The organism is Streptomyces boluensis (assembly GCF_009908195.1).
In the GTDB taxonomy this organism is placed as follows: Bacteria; Actinomycetota; Actinomycetes; order Streptomycetales; family Streptomycetaceae; genus Streptomyces; species Streptomyces boluensis.
The window spans coordinates 13745-29930 of the sequence record NZ_JAAAHS010000043.1 but is presented as its reverse complement, the minus strand read 5'-3'; the positions used below and the strand labels follow the sequence as shown (position 1 = coordinate 29930).

15 protein-coding genes are annotated in these 16186 nt (G+C 70.7%); 5 read left to right on the top strand and 10 right to left on the bottom strand.

What is annotated here, in order from left to right:
- Positions 1 to 123: 123 nt before the first annotated feature.
- The 6 genes from GUY60_RS08860 to GUY60_RS08835 all read right to left on the bottom strand — a co-directional run bounded on the left by GUY60_RS08860 (position 124) and on the right by GUY60_RS08835 (position 6398).
- The gene (locus GUY60_RS08860) at positions 124 to 1701 is read right to left on the bottom strand and encodes a DoxX family protein (RefSeq protein ID WP_161695615.1); all 1578 of its coding nucleotides are present in this window, start codon (positions 1699 to 1701) and stop codon (positions 124 to 126) included.
- A 93-nt stretch (positions 1702 to 1794) separates the two neighbouring features.
- A complete protein-coding gene (gene rlmB, locus GUY60_RS08855) occupies positions 1795 to 2745 on the bottom strand; it encodes a 23S rRNA (guanosine(2251)-2'-O)-methyltransferase RlmB (RefSeq protein ID WP_161695613.1) in 951 nt (316 codons plus the stop codon).
- Between the two features lie 84 nt (positions 2746 to 2829).
- Positions 2830 to 4230: a cysteine--tRNA ligase gene (cysS, locus tag GUY60_RS08850; RefSeq protein WP_161695612.1), complete on the bottom strand. Its 1401-nt coding sequence runs from the start codon at positions 4228 to 4230 to the stop codon at positions 2830 to 2832.
- Positions 4231 to 4409: 179 nt separating this feature from the next.
- Positions 4410 to 4910 carry a 2-C-methyl-D-erythritol 2,4-cyclodiphosphate synthase gene (gene ispF, locus GUY60_RS08845; protein ID WP_161695610.1) on the bottom strand — a complete coding sequence of 167 codons (501 nt, stop codon included), beginning with the start codon at positions 4908 to 4910 and terminating at the stop codon, positions 4410 to 4412.
- On the bottom strand, positions 4900 to 5661 hold the full coding sequence (ispD, locus tag GUY60_RS08840; protein WP_246234538.1) for a 2-C-methyl-D-erythritol 4-phosphate cytidylyltransferase: 762 nt from the start codon (positions 5659 to 5661) through the stop codon (positions 4900 to 4902). Before ispD ends, ispF begins: the two co-directional genes overlap by 11 nt.
- 254 nt (positions 5662 to 5915) lie before the next feature.
- Positions 5916 to 6398 (bottom strand): CarD family transcriptional regulator, encoded by a 483-nt coding sequence (locus tag GUY60_RS08835; RefSeq protein WP_003953493.1) that lies wholly within the window; start codon positions 6396 to 6398, stop codon positions 5916 to 5918.
- A gap of 607 nt (positions 6399 to 7005) precedes the next feature.
- Between GUY60_RS08835 and GUY60_RS08825 the strand changes: the two genes are divergently transcribed.
- On the top strand, positions 7006 to 7689 hold the full coding sequence (locus GUY60_RS08825) for a DUF461 domain-containing protein (RefSeq protein WP_161695608.1): 684 nt from the start codon (positions 7006 to 7008) through the stop codon (positions 7687 to 7689).
- Positions 7690 to 7785: 96 nt separating this feature from the next.
- Here GUY60_RS08825 and phoP read toward each other — a convergent pair whose 3' ends face one another.
- A complete protein-coding gene (gene phoP, locus GUY60_RS08820; protein WP_506005340.1) occupies positions 7786 to 8457 on the bottom strand; it encodes a two-component system response regulator PhoP in 672 nt (223 codons plus the stop codon).
- A 5-nt stretch (positions 8458 to 8462) separates the two neighbouring features.
- The gene (gene phoR, locus GUY60_RS08815; protein ID WP_246234535.1) at positions 8463 to 9788 is read right to left on the bottom strand and encodes a two-component system sensor histidine kinase PhoR; all 1326 of its coding nucleotides are present in this window, start codon (positions 9786 to 9788) and stop codon (positions 8463 to 8465) included.
- Between the two features lie 320 nt (positions 9789 to 10108).
- Between phoR and phoU the strand changes: the two genes are divergently transcribed.
- From phoU to GUY60_RS08800, 3 genes are all read left to right on the top strand, one after another.
- Positions 10109 to 10792, top strand: a complete 684-nt coding sequence (gene phoU, locus GUY60_RS08810; protein WP_161695604.1) for a phosphate signaling complex protein PhoU — start codon at positions 10109 to 10111, stop codon at positions 10790 to 10792.
- A gap of 521 nt (positions 10793 to 11313) precedes the next feature.
- Positions 11314 to 11586, top strand: a complete 273-nt coding sequence (locus GUY60_RS08805; protein WP_161695602.1) for a hypothetical protein — start codon at positions 11314 to 11316, stop codon at positions 11584 to 11586.
- A 169-nt stretch (positions 11587 to 11755) separates the two neighbouring features.
- Positions 11756 to 11971, top strand: a complete 216-nt coding sequence (locus tag GUY60_RS08800) for a hypothetical protein (RefSeq protein WP_161695600.1) — start codon at positions 11756 to 11758, stop codon at positions 11969 to 11971.
- Between the two features lie 279 nt (positions 11972 to 12250).
- On the opposite strand, the gene GUY60_RS08795 is transcribed toward GUY60_RS08800, so the two are convergent.
- Complete coding sequence (locus tag GUY60_RS08795; protein WP_161695598.1) at positions 12251 to 13012, bottom strand: phosphoglyceromutase; 762 nt, start codon at positions 13010 to 13012, stop codon at positions 12251 to 12253.
- A 117-nt stretch (positions 13013 to 13129) separates the two neighbouring features.
- Between GUY60_RS08795 and GUY60_RS08790 the strand changes: the two genes are divergently transcribed.
- Positions 13130 to 14398, top strand: a complete 1269-nt coding sequence (locus GUY60_RS08790; protein WP_161695596.1) for an MDR family MFS transporter — start codon at positions 13130 to 13132, stop codon at positions 14396 to 14398.
- Here the strand turns inward: GUY60_RS08790 and GUY60_RS08785 are convergent.
- Positions 14388 to 16079: a glycosyl hydrolase family 28-related protein gene (locus GUY60_RS08785; protein WP_161695594.1), complete on the bottom strand. Its 1692-nt coding sequence runs from the start codon at positions 16077 to 16079 to the stop codon at positions 14388 to 14390. The genes GUY60_RS08790 and GUY60_RS08785 overlap by 11 nt on opposite strands.
- Positions 16080 to 16186 lie beyond the last annotated feature (107 nt).

Below are 16186 nucleotides of genomic sequence, written 5' to 3'. Positions count from 1 at the left end.
GTGGGGTGGGGAAGCAAACCCAGCCCGTCCTGGGGGCACCTCCCGGCGGTAGCTGGGGGAGCTTGAGGACGAGCCCGCAGGGCGATCGACGGCAACCGAGTCGACGGCGCGCCGCAACCGCCCTTACCCGAGCAGCCCTCCGACAAGCCCAGGCTCCTCACTCCCCGAACCACCGCTCCCCGTCCCCCCACTGGACGTGGGCCCACTGCTGGTGGACGGCGGCGCCGACTCCTGCGGCGGAGGCTGCTGTTGGCCCGTACCGGCGGTCTCACTCGGCTGACTGCCGACCGACCCGGACTCACTCGCCGTACCCGGCGAGGACGCGGGCGCCGACGGCGGCGTCGAGGTGTTGCCCTGCGTCGGGGCACCGGTCGTCGCGGACGGCGTCTGCCGCTCGGTACGCCGCTCCTTGGGCTCGCTCGGCAGCGGCGACCCCGGCCGTTCGTTGCGCGGCGACTCGCCGGGTCCGGGCGCGGTCACCCGGTCCGCGTCGCGCACGGCGCCACCCAGCAACGAGCCGACGAGCAGGGTGATTCCGACGACGACGGTGCCGACCAGGAACCCGCGGCGCAGCACCCGGCGGCGCAGCTCCCACAGCTCGGCGCGCGGGCCGAGCCGCCGCCAGGCCTCGCTGGCGAGCCAGCCGTCCACGGAGTAGACCGGCGCACCCGCGATGATCAGCGGGCTCCAGGCGGCGAGGTAGATGATGTCCGGCGCGTCGTAGACAGGCACCGACTTCCAGCTCACGGTGACGAGCAGCGCGGCGGAAAGCAGACCGCCGACCACGGCCGCGGCCCGCTGCCAGAGCCCGAGCACGGTCAGTACGCCGACGATGACCTGAAGGAAGGCGATGACCAGGCCCGCGCCGACGGGATGCTGGAGCGCCCAGTCCCGCAGCGGCTCGGCGAGCGCCCAAGGGTGCAGCGAATTCAGCCACTTGACCATGGAGCCGCGCTCGCCGCCGTCGAAGTAGACGGGGTCGCAGAGCTTGCCCATGCCCGCGTAGATGGAGATGAAGCCGAGGAAGATACGCAGCGGGAGCAGCACCACACCGAGGTTCAACCGCCGCCCCGGGTAGTACGCGTGGCGCACAGAGTCGTTGCCGTGCCGCCGCGGCTGCTGCCGCTCCACGGCCTCCACGGCATCGCCGTCCGGCCCCAACTCCTCGTACGCGTAGGCCTCTTCGTCGTACGCGCTGCCCGAGGACTGCACCCGCGGCAGGATCCGGGTGTCGTCGTCGTCAGGTTCGCGCGGGCCGATGACCTGCGGCGGCGGGCCTTCGGCGAGGCCGGGGACGCGCGGGATGACCTGCGTCGTGGCGCCGTCGCCGGAGCCGTCGAGTCCCTCGCCGTGCCGCACGCCGGTGGTCCGCACGGCCTGCAGCAGCCCACTGGCGCCCGGATCGCCGGGCTCGGACTTGCCGCTCCATACGACGGGGGCGCGGCGGCGCACGGCCGCGGCGCCGACAGCGGCGACGCCTGCCGTGCCTCCGGCGGCGGCCCCGGCGAGCGCCAACTGCCGTGCGATACGCGGGGAGTGGGTCTGCGGAGCCGTGGGGAGCTGCACGCGGAAGCTCGCGTGATTGACGATGACCTGCGCGGGGTCGCAGGGCACCTTCACCATGCTCAGCGCGGGCCCGTCGTCGAATCCCGACGGGCCTCCCCCTGCGGGAGTGCGGGGTGTACTGGTATCCACACTCATCTAACCGAGTGATGTGTGCTTAGGACACTGCCTTGACCGCCCCGATCTGTCCGGGCCCCGTCAAGGCCCGGACAGCACACCCGGTGGCAGGGCTCAACTCCGGCGTCGCGACGCCTCGTAGAGCACCACACCGGCGGCCACACCGGCGTTCAGCGACTCGGTGCCGCCCGGCATCGGGATACGGACGCGGAAGTCGCAGGTCTCACCGACGAGTCGGGACAGGCCCTTGCCCTCGCTGCCGACCACGATCACCACCGGGCCCTGCAGCGCCTCGAGTTCACCGACCTTGTGCTCACCGTCAGCGGCGAGACCGACGACCGTGAGACCCGCCTTCTGGTACGCCTCGAGGGCGCGCGTCAGATTGCTCGCGCGCGCCACCGGCGTACGCGCGGCGGCGCCCGCGGAGGTCTTCCACGCGCCGGCGGTCATGCCGGCCGCGCGCCGCTCGGGCACCACGACGCCGTGCCCGCCGAAGGCGGAGACGGAGCGGACGACGGCGCCGAGGTTGCGCGGGTCGGTGACGCCGTCGAGGGCGACGATCAGCGGGTCCTCGCCCTCGTCGAACGCGGCGGCCGCGAGGTCCTCGGGGTGCGCGTACTCGTACGGCGGGACCTGCAGGACGAGGCCCTGGTGGTTGAGCCCGTTGGTCATCCGGTCGAGCTCGGCGCGCGGCGCCTCCATCAGGTTGATGCCGCCGCGCTCGGCGACGAGCTGCAGCGCCTCACGCACCCGCTCGTCGTTGTCGATGTACTGCAGGACGTACAGCGTGGACGCTGGCACGCCCTCGCGCAGCGCCTCGACGACCGAGTTACGGCCGACGACCAGCTCGGACGAGCCCTTGCCGCCGCGGCGGGCGGTGGGACGCCGGGCCTCGTGCTTCGCCTTGGCGTTGGCGATGCGGTTCTTCTTGTGCTTCTTGCGCATCTCAGCGGGCGGGGTCGGGCCCCTGCCTTCGAGGCCGCGACGCCGCTGGCCACCGCTGCCGACCGTCGCACCCTTCTTGTTGCTGGTGCGGCGGTTCTTGCGCTGGCTGTTCCCGGCCATGACCTACCTGTTTCCTGAAGCTCTGCGTACGTACGTATAAGTGAGTGTGCCGCCCGGCGGACCGGGCGGCTAGTCGCGTGGGGCTCAGCGCGGGCCGAGCGTCCAGCGTGGTCCGTCGGGGCTGTCCTCGATGACGAGCCCGGACTGTCCGAGCTGGTCGCGGATGGCATCTGCGGTGGCCCAGTCCTTGCGGGCGCGGGCCGACTCGCGCTGTTCGAGCACGAGCCGTACGAGAGTGTCGACGGCACCGTGCAGGTCCTCACCGCGGTCGCCCTCGCCGGCCCAGTGCGGGTCGAGCGGGTCGAGGCCGAGGACGCCGAGCATGGCCCGGACCTCGGCCAGGCGCTCGACGGCGGCTTCCTTGTCGTCGGCGGCGAGCGCCGAGTTGCCCTGCCGGACAGCCGTGTGGACGATCGCGAGGGCGTGCGGCACCCCGAGGTCGTCGTCCATGGCCTCGGCGAACGCGAGCGGCACCTCGGCGGCGGGCGGGACGGCCTTCCCCGCCTTCTCGCAGACGCGCTGCACGAAGCCCTCGATCCGCGCGAACGCCGACTCGGCCTCGCGCAGCGCCTCCTCGCTGTACTCGATCATCGAGCGGTAGTGCGGGGTGCCGAGGTAGTAGCGCAGCACGATCGGCCGCCAGTTCTTGACCATCTCGCTGACGAGCACCGAGTTGCCGAGCGACTTGGACATTTTGTCGCCGGCCATGGTCACCCAGGCGTTGTGCACCCAGTACTTGGCGAACTCGTCGCCGTAGGCCTTGGCCTGCGCGATCTCGTTCTCGTGGTGCGGGAAGATCAGGTCGAGCCCGCCGCCGTGGACGTCGAAGGCGGTGCCCAGGTACTTGTGGGCCATCGCCGAGCACTCCAGGTGCCAGCCCGGACGGCCACGGCCCCAGGGCGACTCCCAGTCCGGCTCGCCCGGCTTGCTCGCCTTCCACATGGCGAAGTCACGCGGGTCGCGCTTGCCGGTGATGCCGTCCTCGGCGGGCTGGCGCATCTCGTCGAGGTCCTGGTTGGAGAGCTCCAGATACCCCTCGTACGACCGCACGTCGAAGTAGACGCTGCCGTCCGCCTCGTACGCGTGCCCGCGCTCGATGAGGCCGCGCATCATCTCGACCATCTCGGTGATGTGCCCGGTGGCGCGCGGCTCGTACGTGGGCGGCAGGCAGCCGAGCCCGTCGTAGGCGGCGTTGAACGCGCGCTCGTTCTCGTACCCGATGGACCACCAGGGCCGGCCGTGCTCTGCGGCCTTCTTGATGATCTTGTCGTCGATGTCCGTGACGTTCCTGACGAACGTCACGTCATAGCCGCGGTACGTGAACCAGCGGCGCATGATGTCGAAATTGAGCCCCGACCGGATGTGCCCGATGTGCGGGGCCGCCTGGACAGTGGCGCCACACAGGTAGATCGAGACACAGCCCGGCGTGAGCGGGGTGAATTCACGAATCTGCCGGGCGCTGGTGTCGTACAGGCGAATGGTCACGCATCAAGGGTAGTGGGCCGGAAGCAGTGCCCCGCGACCCTTCACGGGCCACGCGACGACTTTGTGACGCTCGGCGCTCGATATCGCTCAGATCCGGCCAACGGCCTTCCGCGTACGAGTACGGCGCGGTGGGGAGTGCCCCGCCGCGCCGCGTCACCGTACCGAGCGTCGTGCCCTGCTCAGACCCGGACGACCAGAGCCGTGGCGATGGCCGCGAGCCCCTCACCGCGCCCGGTCAGGCCGAGCCCGTCCGTGGTCGTCCCGGACACGGAGACCGGTGCCCCGACCGCCTCGGACAGCACCTTGCGGGCTTCGTCCCGCCGCTTGCCGACCTTCGGGCGTACGCCGATGACCTGCACGGACACATTGCCGATCGCGAACCCGGCAGCCCGCACGATGCGCGCGGCCTCGGTCAGCAGCGTGACCCCGGAGGCGCCGGCCCACTCGGGGCGCGAGGTGCCGAAGTGCGCGCCGAGGTCGCCGACACCGGCCGCGGAGAACAGCGCGTCGCAGGCGGCGTGCGCGGCGACGTCACCGTCGGAGTGGCCCGCGAGTCCGTACCCGCCGCTCGCGTCCTCGTCCCACAGCAGGCCCGCGCACCACAGCTCGCGGCCCTGCTCGAAGGCGTGCACGTCCGTGCCGACGCCGACCAGCGGCATCCCGGGAATCTCAGAAGCCATCGTTGGCCCTCCTGCGCGCCAGTACCGCCTCGGCCAGGACCAGGTCGAGCGGCCTGGTCACCTTGAACGCCTCTTCATGGCCGGGGACGACCACCACGGGCAGGCCGAGCTGTTCCACCATCCCGGCGTCGTCGGTCGCACCCTCGCCGCTCGCCTCGACGGTCTCGTGGGCGCGTACGAGCACCTCGCGGTCGAAGCCCTGCGGTGTCTGCACGGCACGCAGCCGGGCTCGCTCGGGGGTCGCGACGACGCGTTCGGGGGCGCCGCGCTCGGTGGCCGGTTCGACCTCCTTGACGGTGTCGGCGAGCGGCAGCGCGGGCACCACGGCGGGGGCTCCGGCACGCACCGTCTCGATCACCGTGTCGACCGTGTCGACCGGCACGAGCGGGCGGGCCGCGTCGTGCACGAGCACCGTGCCGACATCGGGTGGCAGCGCGTCGACCCCGGCGCGCACCGACTCCTGCCGGGTGTCGCCGCCGGGCACGACGAGGAAGTCGGTGCGGTCGGGCAGCGAGTGGTCGGAGAGCAGCGTCTTGACCTCGGCGGCGCCGTCCGGCGGCGCGACCACGACGACCAGCGAGACCGCGCGGGAGGCGGCCATCGCACGGACGGCGTGGATCAGCATGGGGGTGCCGTTGAGGGCGCGGAGCGCCTTGGGGGCGCCCGGTCCGAGCCGCACACCCCGGCCGGCCGCGGGGATCACGGCGGCGGTACGGGTGGGCTGCGGGGGTGAGTTCATTTCGTCTGACATCAGGTCCGCGTTCAGGGTTTGTGTCCTCGGGCGGGGTGGGTATGGCCTCAGCGAACGCCCCCGGCCGACAGGTCGAGGGCTGGGCGCACTGCTCTTGACCGTGACCCTTTCCGTGACAACCGGTCGGGACGGAGCGTCGGCTGTCCGGGCCCGGTGACGGGTCCGAACATGCCGCAGTGCCCGGCAACACAGTCTGGTCCGGAAAGGTCAGAGCTGGTCAGCGGGCACCGCGGCATGGTGTTACCGGTATTGCGTCAGGACGCGAGGACTTCGTCGAGCAGTGCCTCGGCCTTGTCTTCGTTGGTGTTCTCTGCGAGGGCCAGTTCGCTCACCAGGATCTGACGCGCCTTGGCGAGCATGCGCTTCTCACCTGCGGACAGTCCCCGCTCGCGCTCTCGACGCCACAGGTCACGTACTACTTCAGCGACCTTGATGACATCGCCGGAGGCGAGCTTCTCGAGATTTGCCTTGTAGCGCCTAGACCAGTTCGTGGGCTCCTCGGCGTACGGCGCGCGCAGCACCTCGAAGACCCGGTCGAGCCCGTCCTGACCGACAACGTCGCGTACGCCGACGAACTCCGCATTGTCCGCTGGCACACGAACCGTCAGGTCGCCCTGGGCGACCTTCAGCACCAAGTAGGTCTTGTCCACGCCTTTGATCTGACGAGTTTCGATTGCCTCGATCAGCGCGGCCCCGTGATGGGGATAGACCACGGTGTCGCCAACCTTGAACGTCATGTGACAGGTACCCCTTCCGTGGCTATCCAGGGTAACACGAGAACGGCGTCTTCTGAATGGCGTTTTCGCAGGTCAGGCCATATCTCGGGGCTTGACAACGGTGCCAGGAACGTGCTGCGCGGAGTTTCCCTGGAGGGGTATTCGCAGGTGGGAGCGGCTGCCCGGGGAACCTGAAACACGGCCGTCACAGGCCGCCGCGACGCCGTCCAAGACGTCGAACGTCCCGGTTTGCGCGCTTCCAAGAGGCCGAGATCCGCTAGTCCGTTCGGAGAGTCGAGAGGTGTGCGAGACGCCTGTGAACGGTTGTGGCGGGAATCCAGAATTGATCAGGACAAGCGTGAAGATCAATTCTCGGCGGCGTCCCGCATTCCTTACCCGAAATCCACTCCGCGGTCGATGCGATGGATAAGTGAATCCTGAACCACACCCAATGGGCCACATCGCCGCACGGGTCGATACGGACTGCTGGGCGGAGAGCTGCGCGGAGAAGGGGCGGGTCGGGTGCGATGGTCCGACCGCGGGTCGGTAACCTGAGCGCGCTGTCCGACCATGCGGGACCGCCTCAAAGGCGGCCCGTACCGCCCACGTTCTAGGAGTTGCCGCCGCCGTGAGCCGCAGCCTTCGACGCGGCGCCATCGCCGCCACCGCCCTCGGGTTCTCCGTCGCCACCCTCGCCGCGTGCGGTGCGGGCAACAATGCCCAGACCCTCGGGGTGCGGCCGGACAACGCCGCGACCTCGGTCGGCGACATCAAGATCCAGAACGCGATGGTGATCACCCAGCCCGACCTGAAGTCCACGGGTCCCGCGGTGATCGCAGCGACGGTGTTCAACGAGGGCCGCAAGGCCCAGACGCTCGAGTCCATCAAGATCCCGGGCACCGACAAGCAGGCCGAGCTCAAGCCCGCCAAGGGCAGCGGCCCGCTGACCATCCCGGCCGACGGCTCCCTGGTGATCGGCGGCGCGGGCAATGCCTCCGCCTCCCTGCCGAGCAGCCGCGAGGCCGTCCTCGACGGCAACGCGCAGGACGTCACCTTCGCGTTCAGCGAGACCGGCGACATCAAGATGCAGACCTTCGTGGTGCCGGCCTCGAGCTACTTCAAGAAGTGGGGCCCGAGCGAGGTCCCGGCCGCCCCCGAGGGCAAGCCCACCGACGGCGCGACCCCGTCCGGCTCCGCCTCCGGCAAGCCCACCGAGGGCGCCTCCGGCGAGCCCGAGGGCAACGCCTCCGGCACCCCGGCCGAGGGCGGCGCCTCGGACGCGGCCGAGCACGGCGCGGCAGCGGGCCACTGACACCGTCCCACCGCGCAACGCCCGAAGGGCCCCACCGCCGAGGTCGGCGGTGGGGCCCTTCGCGTACGTCTGACGCCTCGCGCGCGCCGGTTCGGCCTACGGCTCGAACTTGTAGCCCAGGCCCCGCACCGTGACCAGGTAGCGCGGCGCGCCCGGGTCCGGCTCGATCTTGGCCCGTAGGCGCTTCACGTGGACGTCGAGGGTCTTGGTGTCGCCCACGTAGTCGGCGCCCCAGACGCGGTCGATGAGCTGCATGCGGGTCAGGACGCGGCCCGCGTTGCGCAGGAGCATCTCCAGGAGGTCGAACTCCTTCAGCGGGAGGTCCACCTTGGAGCCGCCCACCGTGACCACGTGCCGGTCGACGTCCATGCGGACCGGGCCCGCCTCCAGGGCGGCCGGCGTGACCTCCTCGGGCTCGCCGCGGCGGCGCAGTACGGCGCGGATACGGGCGACCAGCTCGCGGGACGAGAAGGGCTTGGTGACGTAGTCGTCGGCTCCTATTTCGAGGCCGACGACCTTGTCGATCTCGCTGTCCTTCGCCGTCACCATGATCACGGGGACGTTGGAGCGGCCGCGCAGCTGGCGGCAGACCTCCGTGCCGGGCAGGCCCGGCAGCATCAGGTCGAGCAGGACGAGGTCGGCGCCGTTGCGCTCGAACTCGTCGAGCCCGTCGGGCCCTGTGGCCGCGATGGCGACTTCGAAGCCCTCCTTGCGGAGCATGTATGACAGGGCGTCGCTGAAGGATTCCTCGTCCTCGACGACGAGCACTCGGGTCACGGAAGGACCTCCGGGGCAGGGATCGGCTCGCGGGTCTCGCGAGACTCACGGTGGTGCTGAGCGGTGTGGGTGTCGTTCTCGGTGCCGTCCGGGCTCGCGGCGTGTTCAGCAGGTTCGTCGGACTCGTCGTCGAGTCCAGGGTGCCCGGTGGGGTGCGGGCCTCGGTCGCGGGTCGCGCCCGCTTCCGGCAGCCGCAGGGTGAAGGTCGAGCCCTGGCCCTCGGAGCTCCATACGGTGACCTCGCCGCCGTGCGAGGCCGCCACGTGCTTGACGATGGCCAGGCCGAGGCCGGTGCCGCCGGTCGCGCGGGAGCGGGCCGGGTCGACGCGGTAGAAGCGCTCGAAGATGCGCTCCTTGTCCTTGTCGGAGATGCCGATTCCCTGGTCGGTGACGGCGATCTCTATGAGGTCCCCGCCGGGGGCGCTGACCCTGCGTGCGGCTATCCCCACGCGCGTACGCGCGGGGCTGTAGTTCACGGCGTTCTCGACGAGGTTGCCGAGTGCCGCGGCGAGCTGGCCGCGGTTCCCCCAGATGTGCAGGTCGGCGGTGCCGCCGGCGGCCATGGTGATCTGCTTCGTGCCGGCCTGGTGGCGGCAGCGGTCGATCGCCTCGGTGACGAGTTCGTCGACGCGCACCGGCTCGGCGTCCTCCAGCGGGTCGTCGTTCTGCACGCGCGAGAGGTCGATGAGTTCCTGCACCAGGCTGGTCAGGCGGGTGGCCTCGATCTGCATGCGGCCGGCGAAGCGCTCGACCGCCTCCGGGTCGTCGGAGGCGTCCATGACCGCCTCGGAGAGCAGGGAGAGCGCACCTACGGGGGTCTTCAGCTCGTGGCTGACGTTCGCGACGAAGTCGCGTCGTACCGCCTCGATACGGCGGGCCTCGGTGAGGTCCTCCACGAGGAGCAGCACGAGCCTGGAGCCGAGCGGCGCCACGCGCGCGGAGACCGCGAGAGCGTCGCCGCGCCCGGTGCCACGACGTGGCAGGTCGAGTTCGACCTGCCGTATCTCGCCGTCGCGGCGGGTGTCGCGGGCCATCTGCATCATGGGCTCGACGGCCAGCTTTCCGCCGCGTACGAGCCCCAGGGCGTACGCCGCCGAGCTTGCCTTGACGACGGCGTCGGCCTCGTCGAGGACCACCGCGGAGGAGCGGAGCACGGACAGGACCGTGTCCACACCGGGCGGAAGCACGGCGTCCGTGTGCAGGGAGGTGCGGGTTGGGCGCTTCTGGTCGCGTTCGCTCCAGCGGAACGCCAGCATGGCGATCACGCCGGTGCACACCCCGGCGATCGCTGCCGCTGCGGCGACTGCCGCGTTCACGTCCATGCCTTCAGGTTATGCACGGAATTAGCCCCGGCCACAGCGGTCGAGGTGTCATCTCGAACACTCGTCGCCGAGAGTTCACCCGAGGTACGGGGTTGGTTCATTTGGGTGGCCCGGCGGCATCGGCGCAGGTGGAGGCCTGGGGCGTACGGGGCATCTGGGGCGATTGTCACGTCGCCCAGAGTTCACCTGGGGGACAGGGGCGATTCATACGGGGTGCCGGTCCCCGTAGCGTTCCGGCCGCACCGTGGGAGCGTGGGGTCACGGCCCCGGCACCGTGTGCGGGGGTGGCCCCGGCGGCACGTACTCAGAGAGGGAACTCCATGCGGGACGCGTACCACGAGGAACTTGACTCGATCGGCGAAGGCCTGGTCGAGATGGCCCGCCTTGTCGGGTCGGCGATCGGGCGCGCCACCACGGCCATGCTCGACGCGGATCTGAAGCTCGCCGAGAGCGTCATCGCGGCCGACCAGAAGGTCGACGACCTGCAGCACGACCTGGAGGCGCGGGCGATAGCCCTGCTCGCCCGGCAGCAGCCGGTCGCGACGGATCTGCGGATCGTGGTCACCTCGCTGCGGATGAGCGCGGACCTGGAGCGCTCCGGCGACCTGGCCCAGCACGTCGCGAAGCTGGCCCGGCTCCGCTTCCCGGAGTTGGTCGTTCCGCACGATCTGCACGCGACGATCCTGGAGATGGGACAGCTGGCGCAGCGCCTGATGGCGAAGGCCGCCGAGGTCATCATCACCAAGGACATCGACCTGGCGATGCAGCTGGAGCAGGACGACGACGAGATGGACCAGCTGCACCGCACGCTGTTCCAGCACCTGATGGACGACCGCTGGAAGCACGGCATCGAGACGGCCGTCGACGTGACGCTGCTCGGCCGCTACTACGAGCGGTTCGCGGACCACGCGGTGTCGGTGGCCAAGCGGGTCGTGTACCTGGTGACGGGTGAGCACGCGGACGAGATCCAGAGCGCTACGGGACAGTCGGTGGAGGGGGCGTAGTCGCCCTCCCACCATGTACGCCCGCGGCCGCGCAAGGGCGCGTGAACCTGCGCGGCACGGGAGTTGAGCCTCCGTGCGCCGTTGACGCGCCGGATCGGGTGGGCATGCAATAGGGGTGGGTGCGCGGGCGTCCGTGCCTTCGCACCGTTCGACCTTCGAGCCCTTCGAGGAGGGTCCCCATGGCCGATACCCCCACGACCGACCCGCAGCAGGACAGCGCTCCCGCTGAGCCGGTCGACGTGGTCCACCTCCCTCTGATCGCCGCGTGCGGCTGCGGCTCGGGCTGCGGCTGCGGCTGCCAGCAGGGGGCGCCCTGTCGGTGCGGGGGCTGAGCGGCACCGTTCATGAAGGGCTCCGTCCTGGCTCGCATTCGGGCTGACGGGGCCCTTCTTGGTTGTTCCAGTGGAACTGCGGGACCTGCGGGAACGGTGAGAGCTGCGGGAACTCTGGGGTTCTGTAAGGGAGTTGCGGCTCTCATAATCCCGTTGGCGCCCGCGTGAAGGCCCGCGCACTATGCCGGGATGCAACCCGTGGACGCCCAGGACAACTTGCGGTACCTGCTCAACGAATGGGACCCGATCGGTGTCGCCGATGCGGTGCGGGACGAGTACGACTGCCTGATCGGGCCCCTCCTCAGCCGACTGCACCGCGGGGCGGGACGGGCGGAGATCAGCGAGTTCCTGTGGCACGAACTGAACGACCACTTCCACATCCCGCCCACCCCGGAACGGGTGGATCCGATGGCCGACCGTCTGGTCGCGTGGTGGGCCGCGGTGGACGAACCCGCCACCTGAGGCCCGACGGCCGCCAGGCACACCCCCGCCCCGCCCCTATCCGGCCGCTGATCGGCGCTTTGGCGCCATTGGTCCGCAACAGGGCTTAACCGTCGCGCTGTTCGGGCTACACAGGAAGCGGCGGAAGAGTCGGAAGTGTCGGAACATCCTCGTCCAAGGGGGCGGCCAGGTGGAGCTGACGATCAATGTGGCGGTGCTGCTCGCCGTCCTCATCATCCTGCGACTCCGGCGACGCACGGAGGCCAGGAGCCGCAAGGACGAGCGGCTGACCGTCGCCATAGTGCTGGTTTTCGGCATCCTGATCGCCCCTACGGCCTTCGGCCAGAGCGTCCTGGACGTCATCGGGCAGGTCACGGAGGGCATCTCCGACGCGGGCGGACGGTAGGGCCGGCCGTTCCGAGGCGCGGGTCGCGGGTCGCGGGTCGCGGGTCGCGGGTCGCGGGTCGCGGGTCGCGGGTCGCGGGTCGCGGGTCGCGGGTCGCGGGTCGCGGGTCGCGGAAAGAAGCCCGAGCATCACGGCCGACGACAACCCGATCGGCCTCAGCGCCGTCGACCCGCTCGTCCCCGACAGCGACCTGCTCACGTAGCGAAGGCCGAGGTTCCCGGGTACGAAAACGCCTCCCACCCGCGCCGTTCGCGCAGGTGGGAGGCGTGATCGCGAAAGCTACTTCTTCTTACCCTGGTTCTTGACCGCCTCGATCGCCGCCGCAGCCGCGTCCGGGTCGAGGTACGTGCCGCCCGGGTTCAGCGGCTTGAAGTCGGCGTCCAGCTCGTAGGAGAGCGGGATTCCGGTCGGGATGTTCAGGCCCGCGATGTCGGCGTCCGAGATGCCGTCGAGGTGCTTGACGAGGGCGCGCAGCGAGTTGCCGTGGGCCGCGACCAGGACCGTCTTGCCGGCGAGCAGGTCCGGGACGATGCCGTCGAACCAGTACGGGAGCATGCGGACGACGACGTCCTTCAGGCACTCCGTCTGCGGGCGCAGCTCGGGCGGCAGGGCCGCGTAGCGCGGGTCCTCGAACTGGGAGTACTCGGAGTCGCGGTCGAGCGCCGGCGGCGGGGTGTCGTAGGAGCGGCGCCACAGCATGAACTGCTCCTCGCCGAACTCCGCGAGGGTCTGCGCCTTGTCCTTGCCCTGCAGAGCGCCGTAGTGCCGCTCGTTCAGGCGCCAGCTGCGGTGGACCGGGATCCAGTGACGGTCGGCTGCCTCGAGGGCCAGCTGCGCGGTGCGGATCGCGCGCTTCTGGAGCGAGGTGTGCACGACGTCGGGGAGCAGGCCGGCGTCCTCGAGCAGCTCACCGCCGCGGACCGCCTCCTTCTCGCCCTTCTCGTTCAGATTGACGTCCACCCAGCCGGTGAACAGGTTCTTCGCGTTCCACTCGCTCTCGCCGTGGCGGAGGAGGATCAGCTTGTACGGTGCGTCGGCCATGCGTCCGAGCCTAATGGAAAACCCCTGGCACACCGTCCCGCCCCGGCGTAATCTGCGCTAGCTGGATTCACCTATTACATCGATCGTTGCATCGGCATACGTCTCCGGGGGCTCGCGTTGTCTGTCGGTTCGCTCAGTTCTGTCCAAAAGGCCGTCAGGGAGAGCGTATCCGGGCTGCCGCGCGAGTTCTGGTGGCTGTGGACAAGCACGCTCGTGAACCGCCTCGGCGCCTTCGTAGCGACGTTCATGGCCCTCTACCTGACCTTGGAGCGCGGCTACTCCGCCTCGTACGCGGGACTCGTCGCCGCCCTGCACGGGCTCGGCGGAGTCGTCTCGTCCCTCGGGGCCGGGGTGATGACCGACCGGATCGGGCGGCGGCCCACACTGCTCGCCGCCCATGTCTCCACCGCACTCTCCGTGGCGCTGCTCGGCTTCATGGAGCACCCGACGGCCATCGCGGCCGTGGCGTTCCTGGTGGGCATGGCGTCCAACGCCTCGCGGCCCGCGGTACAGGCGATGATGGCGGACATCGTGCGCCCTGAGGACCGGATCCGGGCCTTCGCGCTCAACTACTGGGCGATCAACCTGGGGTTCGCTTTCAGCTCCATGGCGGCGGGTTTCATCGCCGAGTACAGCTACCTCGCCGGCTTCCTCGGTGAGGCCGTCCTCACGCTGGCCTGCGCGGTGCTGGTTTTCCGGAAGCTGCCCGAGTCCCGGCCGGTGCGCTCCGCGGCGAGCGGGGCGGCGGACGAGGAGCGGGTGAGCATGGGCACTGTGGTGCGCAACGGCCGCTTCATGGGTGTCGTCGGGCTCTCCTTCCTGATCGCGCTGATCTTCCAACAGGCGTACGTCTCCCTGCCGGTGGCGATGGGCGCCGACGGGTTCTCCAGCTCCGACTTCGGTGTCGCGATCGCCGTGAACGGCATCCTGATCGTCGCCCTCCAGATCCCGGTCACGCGCTTCATCGAGCACCGCGACCCGCGCCGGCTCCTGGTGGTCTCCTCGCTGCTCGCGGGGTACGGATTCGGGCTGACCGCGTTCGCCGGTTCGCTCGGTGTGTACGCCGTGGCGGTGTGCGTGTGGACGCTCGCCGAGATCGTGAACGCGCCGACCCAGACCGGCCTCGTCGTCCGCCTCTCCCCCGTGCACGGCCGCGGCCGCTACCAGGGCATGTACACCCTGTCCTGGGCGGTCGCCGCGCTGACCGCGCCCCTGATGGGCGGCCAGATCATCGACCGGTACGGCGCCGAGTGGCTGTGGGCGGGCTGCGCGCTGCTCGGCACGGTGGCGGCGCTCGGCTACTGGCTGCTGATGCGAGGGCTGCCCGCGGAGGACCCGAAGGCGGTCGCCGTACCGGCCGAGCGGGCGGCCGACGTCAGCGCCTGAGCGCCCGCTGCGCCTCGTACAGATTGCCCGGCCACACGCCACCGGGTCTGCCGTACGCCTCCACGCGCGCGTGGAGTTCGCCGGTGAAGTCCGGGACGTCGATCTGGTCGAACTCGCGGACCTCCGAGATCGCCACCGTGGCGCTGTACGGGGCGATCCCGTCGATCTTGACCAGGCCGGCACGCTCATTGGTGACGGTCACGTTCCAGTGGGTGAAACGGGCGCCATAGAGCGGCCCGGCGCTCGCGTCGCCGCCGTGGCGGCCGTCGTTGTGCACCGTGATGTCGGTGCGGACGTTCGCGAACGGCATGCCCCGGTGCGTGTCGAAGGTGCCGGTCTCCATGAGGCCGCGCGACCACACGTTGTGGCTGGAGAGGCCCTCCACGTTGATGCCGTGCAACTGGGTGCCCTCGGGCGCGGGGACGGTGCGCCGGGCCACCGTGAAGTCCTCGGTCAGGTTGTCGTGCGAGCCCTCGCGGCAGAAGTACGGGTGGTGCGCGCCGCGGCCCTCCACGCGCGTGTGCCGCAGGGTGCAGGCGGAGGCGGCGACCAGGCCGAAGCCGTTGTCGACGTGGCGGACGACGACGTCCTCGGCCCAGCAGTCGTAGGCGCACTGGAATGTGACGCCGTTGTGGCCCTTGTCGAGCAGGTGCGGGGACTGCGGCGTCTCGACGGCCTCCAGGGTGAGCCCTTCGATCCCGGCGTCGGTCAACGGCTCCACCATGGTGGTGAGTTGAGGCTGCCATTCCGGGCGCAGGTCGAGCGGTAGCGGCCGCTCCAGGGTGACGTTCCGGCCCACTACGCGCGTGATGCGTACGGGCCACTCGTAGGGGACGTACGAGGTGAGCTTGGTCTTGTCGTCCCAGGTGTACGCCTCGGGTCCGGCGCCGCCGCCCGCCATGTGCTCGAGGAGCGTGTGCCCGGCGTCGTCGGCGAGGCGAAGGAGCACGAGCCGGCCGGGTGTCAGGGCGCTCGGGTCGGTGACCGTGACGGTCCGGTCGCCGCGCTCCGCGGGGGCGAGGGCGGTCAGGGGGCGCCATGCGTCGCGCCGGTTGCCGGTCCAGCCCTCGAAGGGCCACTCCTCGGCCCTGATGGCCGCCGTGAGGGAGTCCCAACGGGCCTTCGGGCAGGCCCAGACGATCCCGCCCGCCCAGGACCAGCTGGACTTGTCGCCGCCGTAGCGGGAGCCGTAGCGGCCGATCAGCTCGGTGAGGTTCCTGGTCGCGTACAGCTTGGTGCGCGCACTGCCCGCGCCGCGCAGGACGACACCGCTGTACGCGAGGTGGACGATGCCGTCGACACGGTACGTGCCGGCGGGCAGAAGCACCGTGCCGCCACCGGCCCGTCCGGCTTCGGCGATGGCCCGGTTGATCGCGGGGGCGGCGTCGGCGGAGCCGTCCGGCCGCGCGCCGTGGTCGAGGACGTTCGTCACCACGCGCGCGTGGTGACGGTTTCGACCGCCCGCGTGAGAGCCCGCGCGGCCCACGTACGGGATCTGCGGGTGCTTGTACGGGTCAGCGGTGAACTCGCGCCACAGGGCGGCGGTTTCGGCACGCGCGCGTGGTGCGGCTTCAGCGGCGCCTGCTGCCGCTGAAGCCGTCGCGGTGCCTGGTCCCACTGCCGCCGTCGCGGCGACCGCGACCGCGCTGCCGAGCAAGCCCCGTCTGGTGAAGTGATCCATGCACCCGCCCTCTCATGGATGTGAACGTGGTTCAGATCCACGTCGGCGGTGAGCATGCCACGGGGCGGGGAGGGGAGGAAGGGGTCGCGCAGGAGGCCGAACGTCCG